Source organism: Streptomyces sp. NPDC048600 (assembly GCF_055587025.1).
Genome location: NZ_JBVJGZ010000038.1, coordinates 32,386 through 54,253 on the forward strand (window position 1 = coordinate 32,386; position 21,868 = coordinate 54,253).

At 74.5% G+C, this 21,868-nt stretch carries 19 protein-coding genes; 8 read left to right on the top strand and 11 right to left on the bottom strand.

Features of this window, described 5'->3' with window-relative positions; translation table 11 throughout:
- Window positions 1–12: 12 nt before the first annotated feature.
- Window positions 13–1,176, top strand: a complete 1,164-nt coding sequence (locus tag ACZ6SQ_RS34465; RefSeq protein WP_469569212.1) for an exonuclease SbcCD subunit D — start codon at window positions 13–15, stop codon at window positions 1,174–1,176.
- Entirely contained in the window at window positions 1,173–4,154 is a 2,982-nt protein-coding gene (locus ACZ6SQ_RS34470; protein WP_469569214.1) for an AAA family ATPase, read from the top strand. Before ACZ6SQ_RS34465 ends, ACZ6SQ_RS34470 begins: the two co-directional genes overlap by 4 nt.
- A 119-nt stretch (window positions 4,155–4,273) precedes the next feature.
- Here the strand turns inward: ACZ6SQ_RS34470 and ACZ6SQ_RS34475 are convergent, their stop codons facing one another.
- Window positions 4,274–4,720, bottom strand: a complete 447-nt coding sequence (locus ACZ6SQ_RS34475) for an Lrp/AsnC family transcriptional regulator (RefSeq protein WP_386379641.1) — start codon at window positions 4,718–4,720, stop codon at window positions 4,274–4,276.
- A 174-nt stretch (window positions 4,721–4,894) separates the two neighbouring features.
- On the opposite strand from ACZ6SQ_RS34475, the gene ACZ6SQ_RS34480 reads away from it, so the two are divergent.
- Window positions 4,895–5,374 carry a rhodanese-like domain-containing protein gene (locus tag ACZ6SQ_RS34480; RefSeq protein WP_469569217.1) on the top strand — a complete coding sequence of 160 codons (480 nt, stop codon included), beginning with the start codon at window positions 4,895–4,897 and terminating at the stop codon, window positions 5,372–5,374.
- Between the two features lie 121 nt (window positions 5,375–5,495).
- On the opposite strand, the gene ACZ6SQ_RS34485 is transcribed toward ACZ6SQ_RS34480, so the two are convergent.
- On the bottom strand, window positions 5,496–7,187 hold the full coding sequence (locus ACZ6SQ_RS34485) for a DUF885 domain-containing protein (RefSeq protein ID WP_469569218.1): 1,692 nt from the start codon (window positions 7,185–7,187) through the stop codon (window positions 5,496–5,498).
- Window positions 7,188–7,220: 33 nt separating this feature from the next.
- On the bottom strand, window positions 7,221–7,712 hold the full coding sequence (locus tag ACZ6SQ_RS34490; protein ID WP_469569220.1) for an Lrp/AsnC family transcriptional regulator: 492 nt from the start codon (window positions 7,710–7,712) through the stop codon (window positions 7,221–7,223).
- A 61-nt stretch (window positions 7,713–7,773) separates the two neighbouring features.
- Here ACZ6SQ_RS34490 and ACZ6SQ_RS34495 point away from each other — a divergent pair, with 61 nt between their 5' ends.
- Window positions 7,774–9,003: a trans-sulfuration enzyme family protein gene (locus ACZ6SQ_RS34495; RefSeq protein ID WP_469569221.1), complete on the top strand. Its 1,230-nt coding sequence runs from the start codon at window positions 7,774–7,776 to the stop codon at window positions 9,001–9,003.
- A gap of 215 nt (window positions 9,004–9,218) precedes the next feature.
- Here ACZ6SQ_RS34495 and ACZ6SQ_RS34500 read toward each other — a convergent pair whose 3' ends face one another.
- Both ACZ6SQ_RS34500 and ACZ6SQ_RS34505 read right to left on the bottom strand, forming a co-directional pair.
- The gene (locus ACZ6SQ_RS34500; RefSeq protein ID WP_469569223.1) at window positions 9,219–10,652 is read right to left on the bottom strand and encodes a GNAT family N-acetyltransferase; all 1,434 of its coding nucleotides are present in this window, start codon (window positions 10,650–10,652) and stop codon (window positions 9,219–9,221) included.
- A 307-nt stretch (window positions 10,653–10,959) separates the two neighbouring features.
- The gene (locus ACZ6SQ_RS34505; RefSeq protein WP_469569225.1) at window positions 10,960–11,790 is read right to left on the bottom strand and encodes an alpha/beta fold hydrolase; all 831 of its coding nucleotides are present in this window, start codon (window positions 11,788–11,790) and stop codon (window positions 10,960–10,962) included.
- A 376-nt stretch (window positions 11,791–12,166) separates the two neighbouring features.
- On the opposite strand from ACZ6SQ_RS34505, the gene ACZ6SQ_RS34510 reads away from it, so the two are divergent.
- Complete coding sequence (locus tag ACZ6SQ_RS34510) at window positions 12,167–12,928, top strand: GntR family transcriptional regulator (RefSeq protein ID WP_469569227.1); 762 nt, start codon at window positions 12,167–12,169, stop codon at window positions 12,926–12,928.
- A 129-nt stretch (window positions 12,929–13,057) separates the two neighbouring features.
- Here ACZ6SQ_RS34510 and ACZ6SQ_RS34515 read toward each other — a convergent pair whose 3' ends face one another.
- The 3 genes from ACZ6SQ_RS34515 to ACZ6SQ_RS34525 all read right to left on the bottom strand — a co-directional run bounded on the left by ACZ6SQ_RS34515 (window position 13,058) and on the right by ACZ6SQ_RS34525 (window position 16,224).
- Window positions 13,058–14,215: an ROK family transcriptional regulator gene (locus ACZ6SQ_RS34515; RefSeq protein WP_469569228.1), complete on the bottom strand. Its 1,158-nt coding sequence runs from the start codon at window positions 14,213–14,215 to the stop codon at window positions 13,058–13,060.
- 99 nt (window positions 14,216–14,314) lie between these two features.
- The gene (locus ACZ6SQ_RS34520) at window positions 14,315–14,980 is read right to left on the bottom strand and encodes a response regulator transcription factor (protein WP_386379632.1); all 666 of its coding nucleotides are present in this window, start codon (window positions 14,978–14,980) and stop codon (window positions 14,315–14,317) included.
- A gap of 77 nt (window positions 14,981–15,057) precedes the next feature.
- The gene (locus tag ACZ6SQ_RS34525; protein WP_469569232.1) at window positions 15,058–16,224 is read right to left on the bottom strand and encodes a sensor histidine kinase; all 1,167 of its coding nucleotides are present in this window, start codon (window positions 16,222–16,224) and stop codon (window positions 15,058–15,060) included.
- A gap of 108 nt (window positions 16,225–16,332) precedes the next feature.
- Between ACZ6SQ_RS34525 and ACZ6SQ_RS34530 the strand changes: the two genes are divergently transcribed.
- The 3 genes from ACZ6SQ_RS34530 to ACZ6SQ_RS34540 all read left to right on the top strand — a co-directional run bounded on the left by ACZ6SQ_RS34530 (window position 16,333) and on the right by ACZ6SQ_RS34540 (window position 18,485).
- A complete protein-coding gene (locus tag ACZ6SQ_RS34530; protein ID WP_469569235.1) occupies window positions 16,333–17,253 on the top strand; it encodes an ATP-binding cassette domain-containing protein in 921 nt (306 codons plus the stop codon).
- Between the two features lie 2 nt (window positions 17,254–17,255).
- Window positions 17,256–17,972 carry an ABC transporter permease gene (locus ACZ6SQ_RS34535; protein ID WP_469569237.1) on the top strand — a complete coding sequence of 239 codons (717 nt, stop codon included), beginning with the start codon at window positions 17,256–17,258 and terminating at the stop codon, window positions 17,970–17,972.
- Between the two features lie 69 nt (window positions 17,973–18,041).
- Window positions 18,042–18,485, top strand: a complete 444-nt coding sequence (locus ACZ6SQ_RS34540; RefSeq protein ID WP_469569239.1) for a hypothetical protein — start codon at window positions 18,042–18,044, stop codon at window positions 18,483–18,485.
- Window positions 18,486–18,697: 212 nt separating this feature from the next.
- On the opposite strand, the gene mug is transcribed toward ACZ6SQ_RS34540, so the two are convergent.
- The 3 genes from mug to ACZ6SQ_RS34555 form a co-directional block, all read right to left on the bottom strand.
- Window positions 18,698–19,243, bottom strand: a complete 546-nt coding sequence (gene mug / locus ACZ6SQ_RS34545) for a G/U mismatch-specific DNA glycosylase (RefSeq protein ID WP_469569255.1) — start codon at window positions 19,241–19,243, stop codon at window positions 18,698–18,700.
- Window positions 19,240–20,682, bottom strand: a complete 1,443-nt coding sequence (purB, locus tag ACZ6SQ_RS34550; protein ID WP_469569242.1) for an adenylosuccinate lyase — start codon at window positions 20,680–20,682, stop codon at window positions 19,240–19,242. The genes mug and purB overlap by 4 nt, the downstream gene beginning before the upstream one ends.
- Before the next feature lie 214 nt (window positions 20,683–20,896).
- Window positions 20,897–21,679 carry an SGNH/GDSL hydrolase family protein gene (locus ACZ6SQ_RS34555; RefSeq protein WP_469569244.1) on the bottom strand — a complete coding sequence of 261 codons (783 nt, stop codon included), beginning with the start codon at window positions 21,677–21,679 and terminating at the stop codon, window positions 20,897–20,899.
- Window positions 21,680–21,868: the final 189 nt, after the last annotated feature.

Below are 21,868 nucleotides of genomic sequence, written 5' to 3' on the forward strand. Positions count from 1 at the left end.
ACCTCGGGGATCATGAGGCTCCTGCACACTTCCGACTGGCATCTCGGCCGGGCGTTCCACCGCGTGAACATGCTCGGTGCCCAGTCCGAGTTCATCGGCCACCTCGTCGCGACCGCGCGTGAGCGCGAGGTCGACGCGGTGGTCGTGGCGGGAGACGTGTACGACCGGGCGGTGCCGCCGCTGGCCGCCGTCGAGCTGTTCGACGAGGCGCTGCACAGGCTCGCCGACCTCGGGGTGCCGACGGTGATGATCTCCGGGAACCACGACTCCGCGCGCCGGCTCGGGGTGGGGGCCGGGCTGATCGGGCGGGCGGGCATCCATCTGCGCACCGACCCTGCCGCGTGCGGCACGCCCGTGCTGCTGGCGGACACCCACGGCGACGTCGCCTTCTACGGCCTGCCCTACCTCGAACCCGCCCTGGTCAAGGACGAGTTCGGCGTCGAACGGCCGGGACACGCGACCGTGCTCGCGGCGGCCATGGACCGGGTCCGCGCCGACCTCGCCGCACGCGCGCCGGGCACGCGGTCGGTCGTCCTCGCGCACGCCTTCGTCACCGGCGGCGAGGCCAGCGACAGCGAGCGGGACATTGCCGTCGGCGGTGTGGCCGCCGTCCCCGCCGGTGTCTTCGACGGCGTCGACTACGCCGCGCTGGGACATCTGCACGGCTGCCAGACCATCACCGAGCGCGTCCGCTACTCCGGCTCCCCGCTGCCGTACTCCTTCTCCGAGGCGAGTCACCGCAAGAGCATGTGGCTCGTCGACCTCGACGCCGACGGCACGGTCGCCGCCGAGCGTCTCGACTGCCCGGTGCCGCGTGAGCTGGCCAGGATCAGGGGAACGCTGGAGGAGCTGCTCGCCGACCCGGACCTCGCCCCGCACCAGGACGCCTGGGTCGAGGCCACCCTCACCGACGCCGTGCGCCCCGCCGACCCCATGGCCCGGCTCGCCGAGCGGTTCCCGCACACCCTCAGCCTGGTCTTCGACCCCGACCGCGCCCCGGACGACCCCGACGTGTCCTACGCCCGGCGGCTGGCGGGCCGCAGCGACGAGGAGATCGCCGAGGACTTCGTGGCCCATGTGCGCGGCGCCGGCCCCGACGAGCGGGAGCGGACCGTTCTGCGGGACGCCTTCGACGCCGCGCGCGTCGACGCGGCCGTGCGGGAGGTGGCCCGGTGAGGCTGCACCGCCTGGCACTGACCGCCTTCGGCCCCTTCGGGGCCTCCCACACTGTCGACTTCGACGCTCTGTCCGCCGCCGGGCTCTTCCTGCTGCACGGCCCCACCGGAGCGGGCAAGACCTCCGTCCTCGACGCCGTCTGCTACGCCCTCTACGGCTCGGTGCCCGGCGCCCGCCTCGGCGCCGCCCTGCGCAGCGACCACGCCGCCCCGGCCGCCCGTACGTCCGTGACGCTCGAACTCACCGTCGCCGGAAGGCGGTTGGAGATCACCCGGCAGCCGCCCTGGGAGCGACCCAAGAAGCGCGGCGCCGGGACGACGCTCGACAAGGCCCAGACCTGGCTGCGCGAGTACGACACCACGGCCGCCGCCTGGAAGGACCTCAGCCGCTCCCACCAGGAGGTCGGCGAGGAGGTCACCCAGCTCCTCGGGATGAGCAGGGAGCAGTTCTGCCAGGTCGTGCTGCTGCCCCAGGGCGACTTCGCGCGGTTCCTGCGCGCCGACGCCGAGGCCCGCGGCAGGCTGTTGGGCCGGCTCTTCGACACCCAGCGTTTCGCCGAGGCCGAGAAGCGCCTCGCCGAACGCCGCCGCGGTGCCGAGGCCGGGGTGCGCGAGGGGGACTCCGCGCTGCTCGCGGACGCCCATCGCATGCAGCAGGCCGCGGGGGCCGCCATGGAGCTGCCCGAACTGGCGCCCGGCGAGCCCGGCCTGGCCGAGGCCGTGCTGATCGCGGCGGCCGTCGCCCGCGGCACCGCGCGCGAGCAGCTCACCGTCGCCCACTGCCGCCTCGCCGCCGCCGAGTCCGCCCAGGCCGCCGCCGACCACGCCCTCGCCGACGTACGGGAGACCGCGCGGCTGCAGCGGCGGTCCGCCGAGGCGCGCGAGCGGGCGCGGCGCCTCCAGGACCGCTCCGAGGCCCACCAGGCGGCTCAGCGGCGCATGGAGCGGGCCCGCAAGGCGGAGGCCGTCGCGCCCGCTCTCGACCTGCGCGACATCGCCGACACCGAGCACCGCCGCGCCGCTGCCGCCGAGGCCCACGCGCGTGCGCCGCTGCCCGACCGCCTCGCGGGCGAGGGCGCGGCCGGGCTCGCCGCCGCCGCCCGCCGGGCCGCCGAGGAGCTGGGCGGGCTGGAGTCGGCCCGGCGCGCCGAGCAGCGGCTCGCCGGACTGCGCGCCGAACGCGCGGGACTGGACCGGCAGGAGCGCGCCGACGAGGACGTCCTCGCCGAGGCGGACGGCTGGCTCGCCGGATGGGAGACCGGCCGCGCGGCCCTGCAGACCCGGATCGACGCCGCGCAGGAGGCCGCCACCCGCGCCGAGCAGCTCGCCGTGCAGCGCGAACCGGCCCGGCGGCGGCTGGACGCGGCCGTGCGGCGCGACCGCCTCGCCGCCGAGACCGACGCCGCCCGGGAGCGGGCACTGGCCTCCGCGCGGCGCGCGGTGGACGCCCGCGCCCACTGGCTCGACCTCAAGGAACAGCGGCTCACCGGCATCGCCGCCGAACTCGCCGCGAACCTAGGCGCCGGCGAACCCTGCGCGGTCTGCGGCGCCACCGAACACCCCGCGCCCGCCCGCAAGGTCTCCGGGCACGTGGACCGCGAGGCAGAGGAACACGCGCTGGCCGATTCCCAGCGCGCCGAGGAGACCCGCGCCAGGGACGAGCGCCGCCTCGGCACGCTGCGGGAGGAACTGGCCGCCGCCACCGCCGAGGCCGGTGACAGCCCCGCCGCCCTGCTCGGCGAGGAGGCCGCAGAACTGGAGCGGCGCCACACCCGCGCCCGGGACGAGGCCTCCGGCCTCCACCTCGCGCACGAGGACCTGCGCCGGGCCGAGGAGGAGCACCGGCGCCGCACCGAGGCCCGCCAGCAGGCCGCCCTCGGGTCCGCCTCCCGCGCGGCCCGCCGCGAGGCCCTGGAGCGGGAACGGGCAGCGCTGGAAGCCGAGTTGGCCGAGGCCCGGGGTGCCCTGGACAGCGTGGCCGCCCGCGCCGCGCAGCTGGAACGGCAGGTCGCGCTGCTGGACGCCGCCGCCGGGGCCGCCCGCGCCGCGGAGGACGCCGCCCAGCGGCTCAAGGACGCCGACGCCCGGCTCGCCGACGCCGCCTTCAAGGCCGGTTTCGACACCCCGCGGGCCGCCGCCGACGCGCTCCTCGACGACGCCGCCCACCGCGAACTGCAGCACCGTCTGGACGCCTGGCAGCAGGAGGAGGCCGCCGTACGGGCCGTGCTCGCCGAGGCCGACACCGCCGCGGCCGCCCAGCGGCCGCCCGCCGACCTCGCGGGCGCGGAGGCACACGCCGCCGACGCGTCCCGGCGGCTGCGCGAGGCCGCCTCCGCGCGGGACGCGGCCGCCCGGCGCTGCACCGAGCTCGACCGGCTGTCCGCGCGCGCGGCCGCCGGGGTGCGCCGGCTCGCCCCGTTGCGCGAGGAGCACGACCGCGTGGCCCGCCTGGCCGCGCTGACCGCGGGCACCTCGGCCGACAACGAGCGCAAGATGCGCCTGGAGTCCTACGTCCTGGCCGCCCGTCTGGAACAGGTCGCCGCCGCGGCGAGCGCCCGGCTGCTGCGGATGTCCTCCGGCCGCTACACCCTGGTGCACTCCGACGACCGTTCCGGGCGCGGCCGCAGCGGACTCGGCCTGCATGTCGTCGACGCCTGGACCGGACGCGAGCGGGACACCGCGACCCTGTCGGGCGGCGAGACCTTCTTCGCCTCGCTCGCCCTCGCCCTCGGCCTCGCGGACGTCGTCACCGACGAGGCGGGCGGGGTGCGCCTGGACACCCTCTTCATCGACGAGGGCTTCGGCAGCCTGGACGACCAGAGCCTCGACGAGGTCCTGGACGTCCTGGACTCCCTGCGCGAACGCGACCGCAGTGTCGGCATCGTCAGCCATGTCCCCGACCTGCGGCGGCGGATCCACGCCCAGCTGGAGGTCGTCAAGGGCAGAGCGGGGTCGGAGCTGCGGCAGCGCGGCACCTGACCCGGCCACCGTCGGGTCGGGCGGGTCCCAGCGCGGTCGGGTGCCCCCGCACTGCCGGTCAGGCGGATGCCGGCACGGTCACGGACCCCGCCCCGCCCATCGGGCTGCTTCCGGCGCGTTCACTGACCCAGCGGGCGTCTCGGCAGCGGTGAGGAGTAGACGACGCTGGTCGTCACCGAGCCCAGCGCGCCGATCTTGCCGGACACTTCCTCGAGATGCCGCATCGAGCGGGCGGCGACCTTGATGACGAAGCAGTCGTCGCCCGTGACGTGGTGCGCCTCCAGGATCTCCGGCGTCACGGCGACCAGGTCGTGGAAGGGCTTGTAGTTGCCGTTGGGGTAGCGCAGCCGCACGAACGCCAGGATCGGCAGCCCCAGCCGGTCGGGGTCCACGACCGCGGAGTACCCCCGGATGACCCCCGCCTCCTCCAGCCGCCGCACCCGCTCGGTGACCGCGCTCGCGGACATCGCCACCGCACGGGCCAGCTCGGCGAAGCTGGCCCGGCCGTCGCGCTGGAGGACGTCGAGGATGCGCCAGTCGGTGGCGTCCGGGGAAAAAGCGGTCATCCCCGATGGATAGCAGGAGAATCCCCGGCCGATCAAGGTCCACGCCGTGGAACGGCACTTCTGGAAGGTGATCAACGGCCGTAGATTTCCGGTCATCGGACAGCAAGGCCGTTCGGACAACGTCGTCGCCCGGCCGGCACTGTCGTGGGACAGCCCTCAGCGAAAGGGTCCGCGATGACCACCGCCGCCACCACCAACCCCGTCCTGCGCGTCGCCCCCGCCGCCCCGGCCGAGGCCGCCGCCTACTTCCGCGCCAGCCTGGTGTTCCACGCCGACGTCTCCGACGTGGCCGCCGCGCTGGCCGCCGGCGGCGACCCCGGTTTCGTCGTGCTGGACTCCCGCTCCACCGCGTCCTGGGACCAGGGCCATGTGCCCGGCGCCGTCCACCTGCCGACCGCGCTCATCCCCGAGCAGGCCGGTCAGCTCCTCGACAGGTCCGTGCCCGTCGTGACGTACTGCTGGGGCCCCGGCTGCAACGGCGCCACCCGCGCGGCCCTCGCCCTCGCCGAACTCGGCTTCCAGGTCAAGGAGATGCTCGGCGGCTTCGAGTACTGGGTGCGCGAGGGCTTCGAGTACGAGACCTGGGAGGGCCGCGAGCGCAGGGCGGCGGACCCGCTGACCGCTCCCGTGGACGCCGAGGACTGCGGCTGCTGAGCGGCGAGGCGCGGCGGACCGGCCGCCGCACCGCAGGTGCGGGGTGCGGCCCGGCCCGTCCGGCACCGGCCGGCACAGGGTGCGGCGCGGCCCGTACGACCCCGCCGCACCCGTCCCCGCGTCAGAGCGCGGACAGCTCGTCCACCAGATCGTCGAGACCCAGCGACCCCTGCGACAGCGCGGCCATGTGCCAGGCCTTGAGGTCGAAGGCGTCACCGTGCCGCGCGCGGGCCTGCTCGCGGCCCAGCAGCCAGGCGCGTTCGCCCAGCTTGTAGCCGATCGCCTGGCCCGGGATCGTCAGATAGCGGGTCAGCTCGCTCTCCACGAAGTCCGCCGGACGGCTGCTGTGCGCGCCGAAGAACTCCTGCGCCAGCTCCGGCGTCCACCGCTCGCCCGGGTGGAAGGCCGAGTCCGCCGGGATCTCCAGCTCCAGGTGCATGCCGATGTCGACGATCACCCGGGCCGCGCGCATCATCTGCGCGTCCAGATAGCCGAGCCGCTCCTCCGGGTCGGTGAGGAAGCCCAGTTCGTCCATCAGCCGCTCCGCGTACAGCGCCCAGCCCTCGGCGTTGGCGCTGACGCCGCCGAGGGTGGCCTGGTAGCGGGAGAGGTTCCCGGCGACGTACGTCCACTGCGCGAGCTGCAGGTGGTGGCCCGGCACGCCCTCGTGGTACCAGGTGGAGACGAGGTCGTAGACCGGGAACCGGGTCTGCCCCATCGTCGGCAGCCAGGTGCGGCCCGGCCGGGAGAAGTCCTCCGACGGCTGCGTGTAGTACGGCGCGGCCGCGCTGCCGGGGGGCGCGATGTGCGACTCCACCTTCCGCACCGGATCGGCGAGTTCGAAGTGCGTGCCGTCGAGCGCCTCGATCGCCTGGTCCATCAGGCCCTGGAGCCACTCGCGGACCTCGTCGACGCCCTCGATGTGCCGGCCGTGCTCGTCGAGGTGCGCGAGCGCCACCCAAGGGGTCTCGGCGCCGGGCAGGATCTTCTCGGCCTCCTTGCGCATCTCGCCGAGCAGCCGGTGGTACTCCGCCCAGCCGTAGGCGTACGCCTCGTCGAGGTCCAGGTCCGTGCCGTTGTAGTAGCGCGACCAGCGGGCGTAGCGCTCACGGCCCACCGGGTCCGGGGCGCCCTCGATCGCCGGGACGTACACCTCCCGCATCCAGTCCCGCAGTTCCACCACGGCCGCGGTCGCGCCGCGCGCGGCCTCGTCCAGTTCGGGGCGCAGCGCGTCGGGTCCGGCCGAGACGAAGTCCTCGAACCAGCCGCGGCCGTGGCCGTCCGTGTCGGCCCACTCGCCGAGCTGTTCGACGAAGGTGGCCGTCGGACGCGGGCTCGCGTAGAGCTTGCGCTCCAGGCCGAGGGTCAGCGACTCCCGGTAGCCCGCGAGCGCGGCCGGGACCGCGCGCAGCCGCCGGACGATCGCCGCCCAGTCCTCGTCGGTGCCGGTGGGGGTGACGGTGAAGACCTCACGGACATGGTGGGCGGGGGTGCCCATGTTGCCGACGGCCCGCAGGCCCTCGTCGGCCTCGTGCACGGCGAGTTCGGCGGTCAGACGCTCGCGCAGCAGCCGGGCGCAGCGGCGTTCGATGTCGCTGTCGGCGCCGGGCCGCCGTTCGGCCTCGTCGAGCGCGGCGAGGGTGGCCCGCTGAAGCGCGGCGAGCGCCTCCTGGCCCGCGGGCGAGAGGTCGGGCAGCCTCCCCGAACTCTCCTTGACTCCCAGGTAGGTACCGGCGACCGGATCGAGGGCGACGAGCTCGTCGACATAGCTGTCGGCGACCTCGCGGGGCAGCGGGCTCGTGGTGTCTGACATGCGGACCATCCTCGTACGGCGGCCCGCCGCGCGTCACCCCGATTGCGCCGAGGGCGAAGGAGGCAGCAGCGGCCCGCAGTCCCAGCGCTGGAAGATCAGCCGGGTCTCCACCCGGGCCACCTCCCGGTGGGCGGTGAACCCGTCCAGCACCAGCCGCTGGAGATCGGCCATGTCCGCGACGGCGACATGGACGAGGTAGTCGTCGGGGCCGGTGAGATGGAAGACGGTCAGCGACTCCGGCAGCGCCCGCACGCGTTCGACGAACGGACCGACCAGTTCCCGCCGGTGCGGCCGGACCTGCACCGACAGCAGCGCCTGGAGCCCCCGGCCCAGCCTGGCGGGATCCAGCCGCAGCTGGTGCCCGAGGATCACCCCGGCCCGCCGCAGCCGGGTCACCCGGTCGAGGCAGGTCGAGGGGGCGACCCCCACCTGGGCGGCGAGGTCGCGGTAGGTCGTCCGGGCGTCGTTCTGCAGCAAGGTCAGCAACTGAAGATCGACCGGATCCAGTACGACAGATTCAGCCACTCGTCGAACGTAGCACGGGGCTCACCTCATCCGGCCCGGCCGGTGTTCACCCTGTCCGTCCATGGACACCGACATGGACACGCCCGCGGGCTCCGCCACCCCGGCGCCCGCCTTCCGGCCCGCACCCCGGGCCCTGGCCACCGAGGCCGTGCACGCCGGCCGCGACGACCTCGCGCGCCAGGGGCTGCACGCCCCGCCGATCGACCTGTCCACCACCTACCCCTCCTACGACAGCCGGGGGGAGGCCGCCCGCATCGACGCGTTCGCGCAGACCGGTGCCGAGCTGGACGGCCCGCCGGTCTACGCCCGGCTGGGCAACCCGACCGTCGCCCGCTTCGAGACCGCCCTGGCCCGGCTGGAGGGCACCGAGTCCGCCGTGGCCTTCGCCAGCGGCATGGCCGCCCTCAGCGCGGTGCTGCTGGTGCGGTCGTCCATGGGCCTGCGCCATGTCGTCGCCGTGCGCCCGCTGTACGGCTGCAGCGACCATCTGCTGACCGCGGGGCTGCTCGGCTCCGAGGTCACCTGGACCGACCCGGCCGGCATCGCCGACGCGCTGCGCCCCGACACCGGCCTGGTGATGGTCGAGACTCCGGCCAACCCGACCCTCGCGGAGGTCGACCTGCGGGCTGTCGCGCACGCCTGCGGATCCGTCCCGCTGCTGGCCGACAACACCTTCGCCACGCCGGTGCTCCAGCGCCCCGCCGAGCACGGCGCCCGCCTGGTGCTGCACAGCGCCACCAAGTACCTCGGTGGCCACGGTGACGTCATGGCCGGTGTCGTGGCCTGCGACGAGGAGTTCGCGGGGAAGCTCCGGCAGATACGTTTCGCCACGGGCGGTGTCCTCCACCCGCTGGCCGGCTATCTGCTGCTGCGCGGCCTGTCCACCCTCCCGGTCCGGGTGCGCGCGGCGTCGGACACCGCCGCCGAGCTGGTCCGCCGGCTCGCCGCCGACCCGCGCGTGGCCCGGGTGCACTACCCGCGCATCGGCGGCGCGATGGTCGCCTTCGAGGTCCACGGGGAGCCGCACGAGGTGATCGCGGGCGTCCGCCTGATCACCCCGGCCGTGAGCCTGGGCAGCGTCGACACGCTCATCCAGCACCCCGCATCCATCAGCCACCGCATCGTCGACGCCGACGACCGCCGGGGCGCGGGCGTCTCCGACCGGCTGCTGCGCATGTCGGTCGGCCTGGAGGACGTCGAGGACCTGTGGGCCGACCTGGACCAGGCGCTCGGTCGGGCCGGCGGTCCCGCGGGCGCGACGGCCCGCGTCGAGGCGGTGTCCGGGGTCTGACCCGAGGCGCGGACGACCGGGCGTGTTCCGTCAGGAGCGTCCCGCACCGAACAAGGAACGGCCCGGCGCGTTGTGCGCCGGGCCGTCCCTCCCAGGACCGGCCGCGACTCGTCCCCGTTCGGGTCCGGCCGCGGTCGGCGCTCCTCAGGACCGGCCATGACTCCCGTTCGGCACCGGCCGCGTCGCGGCCGGTGCTCCTCAGGAGCCGCCGTGGCTCAGTCCCGCACGCTCCACTCCTTCGGCACGTCGTACGGCAGCCGCGAGGTGACCGGCGTCGCGTCCAGGCGGGCCGTGATCACCAGCGTGCCCTCCTCGATCTGGTAGTCCAGCGGGAGTCCGAGACCCCGCATCGCGGCGACCATGCCGGTGTTGGAGGCCTGCGTCACCGCGTACACGCTGTCGCAGCCCGCCTCCACCGCCATCGTCACCAGCCGGCCGAGCAGTTCCGCGCCGACGCCGCGGCGCTGCCACTCGTCCTCGACGAGCAGCGCGACCTCCGTCTCGTCACCGTCCCACAGAAGGTGACCGAGTCCCACGATGCGTCCCGAGCGGGCCTGCGCCGCGAGGGTCCGGCCGAAGCGCGGACTGAGGAGGTGGTTCAGATAGCGGTCGGCGTCCTTGACCGGCCCGTGGTAGCGCATGCTCAGGGTCCGCTGCGAGCACCGCTCGTGCATCGCCTTCGCGGCCTCCACGTCGGGCAGGTCGGCCCGGCGCACGGTGATGGCCTCGCCCTGCGGCAGCGTCAGCACGTCCTGGCCGTGCGGCACCCGCGGGCCGAGCCGCGCGTCCAGCTCCACCAGTGCCCGCGCCCGCGCGAACTCGGTCGGGGTGAACGGCAGATACGGCCGCTCCACGGTGATCACTCCGCCCTCGGGCGCCCGCAGGCGCAGCACGGTGCCCTCCAGCGCGCCCTCCACGGGACCCGCGCCCTCGCCGGCGTCGGCCGAGGGAGCGGAGGGCAGCGAGCGGATCGTGCAGCGGCCCAGCAACTGCCGCAGTGCCAGAGGGAGTTCGGAAGCGTCCAGGGCCGTGCGGGTGGCGAGGCCGAGCACCCGGGTGGGCGCGTCGACCAGGTCGTGGGCGTCGGCCCGCTCGATCCAGGTCCGTGTGCCGCCTGCCTCGGCCACCGCGCGGGTGATCTCCGTCGCGGTGAGCGTGCCGGGCGAGCGCAGCAGGAACTCGTCGACGGTGTCCTCGCCCAGCGGGTGCGTCTGGAGGGTGAGGATGTCGACCTCGCGCGCGGCCAGGGCGGTGCACAGCGCGGCCAGCGAACCGGGGGTGTCCTTCACGGTCGTCCGCATCCGCCACAGGGTGCTGTGCCCGGTGGCGTCCTCGGCGGACGGTCCCGACGGCCCGGCCTGCCGCTCGGTGGAGCGCGGCCGGGCGCCGGTATCGCTCGTATGGCTCGTGGGCGGTTCGTGGCCGTGCCTGCGGGCCCACCAGATGTGGAACGTGGCCGTGGCGAGCAGCACCACCGCGGAGATCACCAGCAGGGCCGGACCGTCGGGGCCGTGCCCGATCAGGTTGGCGACGGCGTCGGCGACCGCGACGGCCGTGAACAGGGCGGCGAGTTCCACCACGTCGCGCCGCCAGTGGTGGACGGGGCGGCCGTGCCGCGCGCGAGTGACGTCTGAGAATTTCTGTTTCATGACGCCACTCTGGACGAGTGGTGTTGCGTGATCACGAACGCTTTGTGACCGATGGGTAAAGCATGCTTCCGTACGGTTTATTGCCTCTTTGACCGTTTCGCGATCACCCAACTCGGCCTCGGCGCCCGCCGGGTGCCGCACACCGGGGGATGACGCCGGTGCGCGGCACGCTCAGAGCCTACGGCAGCCACCGGCCCGCGCGGCCCGGCCGGAGCGCGCCGGTCCGACGGCCCGTCATCCCGCGGCCACGCCCACCGGCCCGTCACCCCACCGCCACGCCGGTGACCCCACCGCCGCGCCCGTCGGCTCAGCGGCTGCCGTCCAGGATGACGCGGGCCACCAGCGCCGGGTCGTCGTTCATCGGCACATGGCCGCAGCCCGGCAGCCGGACCAGCCGGGCCTTGGGGATGGTCGCCTTGGCGCGCACGCCCTGCCGGGGCAGCAGCAGCCGGTCCTTGGTGCCCCAGGCCACGGTGACCGGGATGCCGGAGACGTCGTCGGAGAACCGTACGTCGGTGCCCGCGCGCAGTGTGTCGGTGAAGCCGTCGGAGTTGACCAGGGCGAGCGTCTCGGCCACCACGGCCTCCGGGGAACGGCGGCCGGGGCGGGCGTAGATCGCGCTCGTCAGGACGGCCCGGCCGGCCGCCGAGCGGGACAGCCGCTCGACGAGCGGCAGGGGCAGCCGACGTGCGCTGTGGCGCATCGCCAGCAGCACCGCGAACGCGTAGCGCCGCTCGGCCTGGCTCCAGAACCCGGCCGGGGACAGGGCGGTGACGGAGCGCACGCGCTTCTCCCGGCCCAGTTCCAGCGCGAGCAGACCGCCGAGCGAGTTGCCCGCCACGTGCGGGCGGTCCAGGTCCAGGGCCTCGCACAGCGCTCCGAGCGCGGTGTTGGTGGTGGGCAGGTCGTAGGAGAGGCCGTCCGGCAGGGACGGGGAGACGCCGAAGCCGGGCAGGTCGACGGCGACGACGTCCCGCTCGGCGGCCAGGATGTCGATGACCGGGTCCCAGGCCTGCCGATGGTGGCCTATGCCGTGCAGCAGGAGCAGCGGCTCACCGCTGCCCACGCGCGCGTAGGACATGGTCACGGACCGCCGCCCCTGCGGTGAGGGGACCTCGAAGGTGACGGTGGCGGACATGAGCGGCTCCCTTGGTTCCGGCGGCTCGGAGGCCTCCGACGACTCCCGCGACGACGGCCGACGCTTCGCGGACAGCTTGTCAGCGATTGCTACTCGTGGGTAGCCCCGAGTTGTACACCCCGTGTTCACGCCAACGCCCGCAGGGTGGCGACGCGTTGACCTGGGCGACGGGGGTTTTGCCGTCATGTCACGAATGCGGCCCTGTGCGAACGCGCCGTGAACGCTCCGCCGCGCGCGCCCCGTGAGCCGACCAGGGGATCGAGGATTGGTCTTGACCAAGGGTGGGGGCCGCCCTATGGTCGCGTATAAGTGCAACAACCTTTAATAAACAAGGGCGCTAAAACGCCGCCGGATCACGGCGATTGCGGAGGACAGGGTGGGGACCCAGCAGCTGGAATCGGTGCCGGAACCGAAGTACTGGCACCTCAGGACCGTGCTCACCGAGGCACTGGACTCCGAGTTCGCGGTGGGGGAGATCCTTCCCAACGAGCGTGATCTCGCGGCCCGGTTCGGCGTCGCCCGCGCCACTCTGCGCCAGGCCCTGGAACAGCTCGAGCTGGAGGGCCGCCTCCAGCGCCGCCGCGGTGTCGGCACGACGGTGGCCCCGCCGCGCGTGGGCGTCGCCGTCGGCAGCGAGCGGGACGCCTGGCCCGGCGGCCCCGGGGACGCCTGGCAGCCCGTCGACTGCGTCCTGGAGGTGCCGCCCGCGGCCGTCGCCGCCGCGCTGGAGACCGGCGCGGGCGAGCCCGTGCACACCGTGCGCCGTATCCGCGTCACCCACGGCCAGCCGGTCGCCGCCGAACTGCTGCACATCCCGGCGGCCTCGGTCCCCGCGCTGTCCGCCATAGACGCCCCCTCGGGCGCGGCACGCGCGCGTGCGGTGCTGCGCGAGCTCCAGCGCCTGGAGCCGGAGGGCCACGAGAACGCCGTCGAGCTGGGCTCCGCCCGCGCCGACGACGCCAAGGAGCTGGACCGGCTGCCCGGCGCGCCCGTCCTGATCGTGACGACCCGGTTCCTCGCCGCCGGGCGTACGGCCGCGCTGTCGGTCGCCACCTACCGCGCGGACACCTGCCGGCTCACCTTCGGTGACTCGGGCCGCGTCGAGATCCACGAGGACCCGCAGCGCCGGGCGTCCTGAGGATCCCGCCGCCCCGAGCTGCGGCGCGGCGGCCCGCCGGTGCCCTTCCCCCACGGGGCACCGGAGCTCTCCGCCCAACCCTCGGGGCGGGGAAGGCCGCCGAAGCCTCGAGGCAGGGAAGGCCACCGGTCACCGCCGGGCCGTGACCGTGCCCTCCACCGCGAACAGCTGCTCCTCCACATGGTCCAGGGCCAGCCGCACCGCCCCGGTCGCCACGGCCGCCTCGCCCAGCAGTGACAGCGCCACCCTCGGCGGCCGCAGACAGTAGCGGGCCAGCTCACGCCGCAGCGGTTCCAGTACGTCGTCCAGGCCGGCCGCCCAGCCGCCGATCACGACCAGCTCCGGGTCCAGGGCCAGGGCCAGCGCCGCCACGTCGTGCACCAGCCGCTGGATGAAGCGGTCGACCGCCGCCCGGGATCCCTCGTCGCCCCGTCGCGCCCGGGCGAAGACATCGGCGACCGCCTGCTCGTCCAGCGGGTGCAGCGGCTCGTCCGTCGTGGACAGCAGCTTCTCCGGCGTGACCTCGCGGCCCAGCAGATGCAGGGCGCCGATCTCCCCGGCCGCCCCGCCGTAGCCGCGGTGCAGCCGGCCGCCGATCAGCGCGCCCGCGCCCGGGCTCAGCCCGGCCAGCACGAACACCACGTCGTCCGAGTCCGTCGCCGAGCCCTTCCAGTGCTCGGCGACCGCCGCGGCGTTCGCGTCGTTCTCCACCAGCACCGGGCACTTGAAGGAGCGGCTCAGCCGCTCGCCCAGCCGCAGCCCCGTCCACCCGGGCAGCGCGGTGCCCAGCCGCACGGTGCCGTCCGCCTCGACGATCCCGGGCGTGCCCACGCCCACCGCCCGCACCGACGCGCGCGAGACACCTGCCCGGCGCAGCAGCTCGGCCACCGCGCCGCGCACCCGCTCCAGCCGCTCGTCCGCGTCGACCGTCTCGTCGACCTCCTTGGTCTGGGCGCCCAGCACCCGGCCGTCCAGGTCGGCGAGGAGTGCGGCCACCCGGTGGACACCGATCTCCAGGCCCAGCAGATGGCCCGCCTCGGCCCGGAACCGGAACCGGCGCGCGGGCCGGCCCTGCCGCCGGGTGGCACCCTCCTCGGCCGCCTTCTCGACGACCAGACCGGCCTCTATGAGTCCCTCGACGACGCCCTCGACGGTCGGCCGGGACAGCCCGGTGACGCGGGTGATCTCCGTGAGCGTCGCGCAGTCGGTGGCACGCAGAGCGTGCAGCACCACCGCGGAATTGATCCTTCGCAGCAGCGAGGGATCCCCGCCGGTCAGCCGCCCCACCGTCCGTCCTCCCAGCTCGTGCGCGTGTTGGCCGGATGTTACTCGGCACGGCCGACCGCGGCGAGTGCCGGAGGTGCCGGTTCCGGGTGAAGCCCGGGGTCAACCGGGCGAGACGAACCCCGACTCGTACGCCACGATGACCGCCTGCGTGCGGTCGCGCGCCCCCAGCTTCGCCAGTACGGCGCTGACGTGCGACTTCACCGTCTCCGTGCCCACGGTCAGCCGGACGGCGATCTCCGCGTTGGACAGGCCCCGGGTCATCAGCCGCAGCACCTCCGCCTCGCGCTCGGTCAGCCGGGCCCGCTCCAGCGCTTCCCGCGCGGCCGGATCACCCTCCCCGGCGCCGCCGTACTCCGCGGCCAACTGCCGTACCGAGGCCGGGAACAGCAGCGACTCGCCCGCCGCGATCAGCCGCACCGCGTGCACGATCTCCGCCGGCCGGGCCCGTTTCAGCAGAAACCCGTCGGCACCGGCCCGCAGGGCGTCGTAGACGTACTCGTCGTTCTCGAACGTCGTCACGACAAGGATCTTCGGCGGCTCGGGCACCGTCCGCAGCACCGCGCGCGTGGCCTCGATCCCGTCCAGCAGCGGCATCCGCACGTCCATCGCGACCACGTCCGGCCGCAGTTGCCGCACCAGCGGGATCACGGCCGCCCCGTCCGCGGCCTCCCCGACGACCTCGATGTCGGGCTGGGCGTCCAGCACGGCCCGCAGACCCGCACGGACCAGCGGTTCGTCGTCGACGAGAAGAACGGAGACGGGCATCCGGCCAGCCTAGTCGAGCTCTCGCGACCGCCCGACGGCCCGCTGCCCCATCGGCCAGGCCGGGCCGTGTACGGCGGTCAGCGCAGGGGGAGTTCCGCCCGTATGCGCCAGTCCCCGTCCTGCGGGCCGGTGTCCGCGTGGCCGCCCAGCAGGGTGGCGCGCTCGCGTATGCCGCGCAGCCCGCTGCCCCTGCCGGACGTGGCGACCGCGCTCGGCAGGGCGTTGCGCACCTCCAGGCCGAGCGTGCCGTCGGCCACCCGCACCCGTACCCGCACGGGCACGGCCCCCGCGTGCCGCAGCACATTGGTCAGCGCCTCCTGGAGGATGCGGTACCCCTCGCGCGAGACCGGGCCCGGCACGTCCTCCACCGGGCCGCTGACCTCGGCGTCGACCTCGGCCCCCGACGCCCGCGCGGACTCCAGCAGCAGTTCGGCGTCGGCGAGGGTCGGCCGGGAACTCACCGGCTGCCGCGCCTCGCGCAGCACACCCAGCACCCGGTCCAGATCCTCCAGGGCCGCCCGGCCGGTGTCCTCGATGGCCGCCAGCGCCCGCTCGGTGAACTCCGGGTCCTTCGCCGTCCGCGCGGCCCCCGCCTGGACGACGGCCACCGTCAGCGCGTGCCCGATCGAGTCGTGCAGTTCGCGGGCGATGCGGTTGTGCTCCAGCAGCCGCTCGGTGCGCTCCTCCAAGGCGGCCAGCCGCTCTGCGGGGGAGGGCCCGAGCAGCCGCCCGGCGAGCCGGGTGATCAGCACGCCCGCGGCCACGACCACCACCGGCAGCAGCAGCACGGGCAGCGGCGCCAGCGCGAGATGCCACCAGTGACTGCCCTGGACCCGGACCAGCGCTCCCTCGTCCGGGCCGCCCGCCCCCAGCCCCGCGCGCACCAGCGTCTCGGTGGTGATGGGCAGTTGGACCGTCAGCAGCGCGACCAGACCGCCCAGCAGCAGCCGCGCCTCCAGCCACAGCACGGTCCGTCCGCGGTCGCCCCAGGTCGCGGCGGGCGCGGTCACGATCTCGGCACCCTCGCCCTCCTGCCGACGCCCCACGAGCAGCAGACGGGCCTGCAGCCCCTCCACCGTCCGCATGCCCGGCACCAGCCCGGCCAGGCCCAGCAGGATCACGCACACCCACCACTCCTCGGGGAACAGCAGGCCCCACATGGCCGGCCACACCACGGCCATGAACAGATGCAGCCATCGTGTGTAGGTCACGGCCCGGGTCAACGGGCTGAGCAGGCGGTTCATCCGCCCATCGTGGCAGCCGCCGACGACAAAAGGCCTCCCCCACCTGGGGGAGACGCTCTCCCCCCGCGGGGGAGGCGAACCAGCCGCTCCGGCGGCCACGCTGATGCCATGACCAGCATCGACGTCCAAGACCTCACCAAGGAGTACGGCACCCGGCGGGCCGTGGACGCCCTGACCTTCAGCGTGCGCCCCGGCCGGGTCACCGGCTTCCTCGGCCCCAACGGCTCGGGCAAGTCCACCACCATGCGGCTCGTCCTCGGCCTGGACCGCCCCACCTCGGGCACCGCGACCCTCGGCGGCCGCGCCTACGCCTCCTACGACGAACCCCTGCGCAGGGTCGGCGCGTTGCTCGACGCCCGGGCCGCCCACGGCTCCCGTACCGCCCGCGACCACCTCCGGGTGCTGGCCGCGAGCAACCGCATCCCGGGGCGCCGCGTGGACGTGGTGCTGCGCGAGACCGGCCTGGAGTCCGTCGCGCGGCACCGCGTCAGAACGTACTCGCTGGGCATGCGCCAGCGCCTCGGCATCGCCGCCGCGCTGCTCGGCGACCCGCCCGTCGTGATGCTGGACGAGCCGTCCAACGGCCTGGACCCCGAGGGCATCATCTGGATCCGCACCCTGGTGCGCGGGCTCGCCGCCGAGGGCCGGACCGTCCTGGTCTCCAGCCATCTGATGAACGAGACCGCCGAGTTCGCCGACCACCTGGTCGTCCTCGGCCGCGGGCGGCTGCTCGCCGACCAGCCGATGCGCGAGTTCATCGAGGCGCGCGTGCAGCCACGGGTCCGGGTGCGCACGAGCGACGGCCCCGCCTTGGTGGATCTGCTCACCCGCCACGGCCTCGGCGTCGAAGCCGGCCCGGAGGGCGCCTGGACCGTACGGCACGCGCGCGTGGACGAGATCGGCCGACTGCTCTCCGAGGCGGGCCTGCCGATCCTCGAACTCGCCGCGCAGGAGGGCACGCTGGAACAGGCCTACCTCGACCTGACCGCGACCGAGACCGAGTACACCGCACAGCTCCAGGGGGCCTGACCATGTCCTTCGCACCGATCCTGCACGCCGAGTGGCTGAAGATCCGTACCCTGCGCCCGCTGTACGGGGCGCTCTTCGCGCTGCTCGCCGTGTCCACGGCGTTCTCCGCCCTCTCCGGTGCCTCGGAGCCGGGGGCCGACACGCTGTTCATGGCCTTCGCGGGTGTGCTGCCCGGTCAGATCGCCGCCATCGCCTTCGGCGCCCTGGCCGTGTCGGCGGAGTTCCACAACGGGTTCCTGCGCGTGTCGCTGGCCGCGGTGCCCCGCCGGGGACGGTGGTTCGCGGCCAAGGCGGTGGCCGTCGGCGGGCCGGCCCTGGTGACGGGTCTGCTGACGGCCGCCTGCTCGCTCGCGGCGGCCCGTGCCTCGATGGGCTCCGGGGCGGACACCCTGACCACCGGTCAGCAGACGCGCGCGGTCGTGGGCTGCGGCCTCTATCTCGCCCTGACGGCGCTCCTCGCGGCCGGGCTCACGGCGGTGCTGCGCAGCGGCGTCGGCGCGCTGTCGGTCCTCGTCCCCTTCGTCCTCGTGGTCTCGTTCGTCGTCGGGGACACCGCCGGGAAGGTGACCGACTTCCTGCCCGACAAGGCAGGTCAGGTGGTGCTGCACCAGGCCTGGGAGGGCTCGCTCGGGCCGTGGTCGGGCCTCGCCGTGACGGCCGGCTGGGCGGCCGCCGCACTCGCCGCGGGGGCCTGGCGGGTGTGCCGCCGGGACGCCTGACAGCGTGCCCGTCCTCGCCCGCCCCTGACGCCCCGCCAATTGTCAGTGGCGGCGGGTTTACTGGGAGGCATGGACATCGCGCGGTATCTGGACACGATCGACCGGCTGTGCTCCCGCCCCTTTCCGGCGCGGCACGGCTGGTCGGACGTGGGCCGGGCGGGGCCGGGTTACTGGACGGCGGAGCTGGCCGCGGGGGGCGGGGCAGAGGACGGGGAAGAGGCGTGCGGGGGCCGCGCGGTGGAGCAGTTGGAGGCGTTTCGCGAGGGCATCGCGCAGCGCCTGGACGAGCGCTGGGGGACTCGGTCGCCCTGGAGCACGCTGACCCTCCAGGTGCGGATGGCGCGGGGCGAGGAGATACCCGAGCCGTGGGGGAGTGTCGGGGTGCTGCTGGACGAGATGTCCCTGTGGCAGGCGTCGGACAGCGACCGCTGGGTGGCCGTGGGGGTGGCCGCGCGCGGGGAGCCGGACGACTTCCGGCTGCTCGCCGTGGTGACCGAGGTCGACCCGCCCTGAGCCGTGCGGATCCCTCCGACCGGCCCTGAGCCGTGCGGACCTCTCCGACCGGCGCCGGGAGGCGGCCTGGCCGACGGAAGCGCAAGGCTCAGCCCTGCCGCGACCGGACTGTGCGACGAAGGCGCAAGTCCAAGCCTCGCCGCGACCGGCCTGCGCGACGGCAGCACAAGGATCGGCTTCGCCACAGACTGGCGCGGCGTAGAAGGGGCGGCTCAGTTCTCCGTCGCCGTCCGCAGGCGCGCGTACTCCTCCGCCATCGTCGCCGCCGTCCAGTGCGCGTTCAGACCGCTCGGATTCGGCAGCACCCACACACGCGTGCCCCCGATCGTCCGGTCCTGCGGCCCCACCCCGGCCCTGCGCTCGCCGAAGGCGGCCCGGTAGGCGGTCACTCCCACCACCGCCAGCCAGTCCGGCTTCCGCCGCTCCACCTTCGCGGCCAGCAACCGCCCGCCCTCGCGGTACTCCTCGGCGCTCAGCTCGTCGGCGCGCGCGGTGGCCCGCGCCACCACATTGGTGATGCCGAGCCCCAAGGACAGCAGCTCCGCCTGCTCGGCGGGCTTCATCAGCCGCGGCGTGAACCCGGACAGATGCAGCACCGGCCAGAAGCGGTTGCCGGGACGGGCGAAGTGATGGCCGGTCGCGGCGGTCATCAGACCGGGGTTGATCCCGCAGAAGAGCACACGGAGGCCGTCCGCGACGACGTCCGGTACGAGACGGTCGCGGGCGGCCTCCAGGTCCTGCGCGGTGAACCGGGTCAGAGAATCGCTCCCGGCGTGTAGCCCGCGGCCTCCGGGTGCCGCTTGACGATCTCGTCGATCCGGCCGACGACCAACGCGACCTGGGCGGCCGCGGCACCCGTGAAGGACAGCTTGTCGGCCATCAGGGCGCCCAGCTGCTCACGGTCGAGCGGCAGCCGCTCGTCGGCGGCCAGCTTGTCCAGCAGGTCGTTGCGCTCGGCGCCCTGCTCCCGCATGGCCAGCGCGGTCGACACCGCGTTCTCCTTGATGGCCTCGTGGGCGATCTCGCGGCCGACCCCGGCCCGCACCGCGCCCATGAGGACCTTTGTGGTGGCCAGGAACGGCAGGTAGCGGTCCAGCTCACGGGCGACGACGGCCGGGAACGCGCCGAACTCGTCGAGCACCGTCAGGAACGTCTCCAGCAGGCCGTCCAGCGCGAAGAACGCGTCCGGGAGCGCGACCCGGCGCACCACCGAGCAGGACACGTCGCCCTCGTTCCACTGGTCGCCCGCCAGCTCGCCGGTCATCGAGGCGTAGCCGCGCAGGATGACCATCAGGCCGTTGACGCGCTCGCAGGAGCGGGTGTTCATCTTGTGCGGCATTGCGGAGGAGCCGACCTGGCCGGGCTTGAAGCCCTCGGTGACCAGCTCGTGCCCGGCCATCAGCCGGATCGTCTTGGCCAGCGACGAGGGCGCCCCGGCCAGCTGCACCAGCGCGGTGACGACCTCGTAGTCCAGGGAGCGCGGGTAGACCTGGCCGACCGAGGTGAAGGCCTGCGAGAAGCCGAGGTGCCCGGCGATCCGGTCCTCCAGCTCGGCGAGCTTGCCGGCGTCGCCGCCGAGCAGGTCCAGCATGTCCTGCGCGGTGCCGACCGGGCCCTTGATGCCGCGCAGCGGGTAGCGGCCGAGGAGCTCCTCGACGCGGCCGTACGCCACGAGCAGCTCGTCGGCGGCGGTCGCGAACCGCTTGCCGAGGGTGGTGGCCTGCGCGGCGACGTTGTGGGAGCGGCCGGCCATGACCAGCTCGCCGTACTCCCCGGCCAGCTTGCCGAGGCGGGCCAGCACGGCCACCGTGCGGTCGCGCACCAGCTCCAGCGAGAGGCGGATCTGGAGCTGCTCGACGTTCTCCGTGAGGTCGCGGGACGTCATGCCCTTGTGGACCTGCTCGTGCCCGGCGAGGTCGTTGAACTCCTCGATCCGCGCCTTCACGTCGTGCCGCGTGACCTTCTCGCGCTCGGCGATGGAGGCCAGGTCGACCTGGTCCAGGACACGCTCGTAGTCGGCGAGCGCCGCCTCCGGCACCTCGATGCCGAGGTCCTTCTGGGCCCGCAGCACGGCGAGCCAGAGCTGACGCTCCAGCTTCACCTTCTGCTCGGGGGACCAGAGCGTGGCGAGCTCGGCGGAGGCGTACCGTCCGGCGAGGACGTTCGGGATGCGGGGCTTGGCGGGAGCTGAAGTCACGTGTCCAGAGTTTACTGGCGATTCGTGCAGGCCAGCGCCGCGGCCCGGTTCGGCGGAAGCTACGAGACGCCCGTCACGTGCGGCGTCCGCCCCGCCGTCCCGTCCGTCGGGCCCTGTGACCGGCGCCCCGAAGCACGACAGCGGCCGTGCCGCGCAGGCAGGCGGGGGGCCTGGTCCGGCCGGCACACCCCCTCCGGCCCCGCGATCACACGCCCTAGCCCACTGGCCCCTCGAACGGCAGCAGTTCCGGGCGCTTCGGGGGGCGGCCGTCGCCCGAGGAGCGGCCGGTCAGCCGGCGCCCGATCCACGGCAGCAGGTACTGCCGGGCGAACCGCACATCGGCGGCCCGGCGCGCGGACCAGCCGGGCGGCAGCGTGGCCGGCGGGGCCACCCGCCATTCGGTGTCCTCGGCGTCGTGGCCCAGGGACTGCCAGACCGCCTCGGCGACCCGGCGATGGCCGTCGGGCGTCAGATGCAGCCGGTCCACGTCCCACGCCCGCGGATCGCTCAGGGAGGGCGCCCCGTACAGGTCCACCACCACCGCGCCGTGCCGCGCCGCGAGCCCGTCGACGCAGTCGAACAGCTCCTCCATACGCGGCCGGAACCGCTCGAGCACCGGGCCCTGCCGACCGGGACTGCGCATCAGCACGAGCCGCTCGCAGGCCGGGGCGAGCCGCTCGACGGCCTCGGTGAGCAGCCCCTTCACCTGCTCCATGTCGCACTTGGGGCGCAGGGTGTCGTTCAGGCCGCCGACGAGCGTGATCACATCGGGCCGCATCGCCGCGGCCACGGCCACCTGCTCGTCGACGATCTGCCCGATCAGCTTCCCGCGCACCGCGAGGTTGGCGTACCGGAAACCGGGCGTGCGCGCGGCCATCCGCGCCGCGAGCAGGTCGGCCCAGCCCCGGTAGGAGCCGTCGGGCAGCAGGTCGGACATGCCCTCGGTGAAGGAGTCGCCGACGGCGACCAGGCTGGTGTACGTAGGGTTCTTCTGCATGGCGTCAGCGATGGTAACCCGGTTCCATACTTAGCGGTCGGTCACCCCGGACGGTCCCCTGGAAACACGGCCGGACGGTCCCCTGGAAACACGGCCGGACGGTCCCCTGGAAACACGGCCGGACGGTCCCCTGGAAACACGGCCGGACGGTCCCCTGGAAACACGGCCGGACGGTCCCCGGGAAACACG

What these genes read in the sequence shown, in the direction of transcription:
- ACZ6SQ_RS34465 (WP_469569212.1), top strand. Translation starts at nt 13, where the DNA reads ATGAGGCTCCTGCACACTTCCGACTGGCATCTCGGCCGGGCGTTCCAC.
- ACZ6SQ_RS34475 (WP_386379641.1), bottom strand. Translation starts at nt 4,720, where the DNA reads ATGACCGCTTTTTCCCCGGACGCCACCGACTGGCGCATCCTCGACGTC.
- ACZ6SQ_RS34480 (WP_469569217.1), top strand. Translation starts at nt 4,895, where the DNA reads ATGACCACCGCCGCCACCACCAACCCCGTCCTGCGCGTCGCCCCCGCC.
- ACZ6SQ_RS34485 (WP_469569218.1), bottom strand. Translation starts at nt 7,187, where the DNA reads ATGTCAGACACCACGAGCCCGCTGCCCCGCGAGGTCGCCGACAGCTAT.
- ACZ6SQ_RS34495 (WP_469569221.1), top strand. Translation starts at nt 7,774, where the DNA reads ATGGACACCGACATGGACACGCCCGCGGGCTCCGCCACCCCGGCGCCC.
- ACZ6SQ_RS34500 (WP_469569223.1), bottom strand. Translation starts at nt 10,652, where the DNA reads ATGAAACAGAAATTCTCAGACGTCACTCGCGCGCGGCACGGCCGCCCC.
- ACZ6SQ_RS34505 (WP_469569225.1), bottom strand. Translation starts at nt 11,790, where the DNA reads ATGTCCGCCACCGTCACCTTCGAGGTCCCCTCACCGCAGGGGCGGCGG.
- ACZ6SQ_RS34520 (WP_386379632.1), bottom strand. Translation starts at nt 14,980, where the DNA reads ATGCCCGTCTCCGTTCTTCTCGTCGACGACGAACCGCTGGTCCGTGCG.
- ACZ6SQ_RS34525 (WP_469569232.1), bottom strand. Translation starts at nt 16,224, where the DNA reads ATGAACCGCCTGCTCAGCCCGTTGACCCGGGCCGTGACCTACACACGA.
- ACZ6SQ_RS34530 (WP_469569235.1), top strand. Translation starts at nt 16,333, where the DNA reads ATGACCAGCATCGACGTCCAAGACCTCACCAAGGAGTACGGCACCCGG.
- ACZ6SQ_RS34535 (WP_469569237.1), top strand. Translation starts at nt 17,256, where the DNA reads ATGTCCTTCGCACCGATCCTGCACGCCGAGTGGCTGAAGATCCGTACC.
- ACZ6SQ_RS34540 (WP_469569239.1), top strand. Translation starts at nt 18,042, where the DNA reads ATGGACATCGCGCGGTATCTGGACACGATCGACCGGCTGTGCTCCCGC.
- ACZ6SQ_RS34555 (WP_469569244.1), bottom strand. Translation starts at nt 21,679, where the DNA reads ATGCAGAAGAACCCTACGTACACCAGCCTGGTCGCCGTCGGCGACTCC.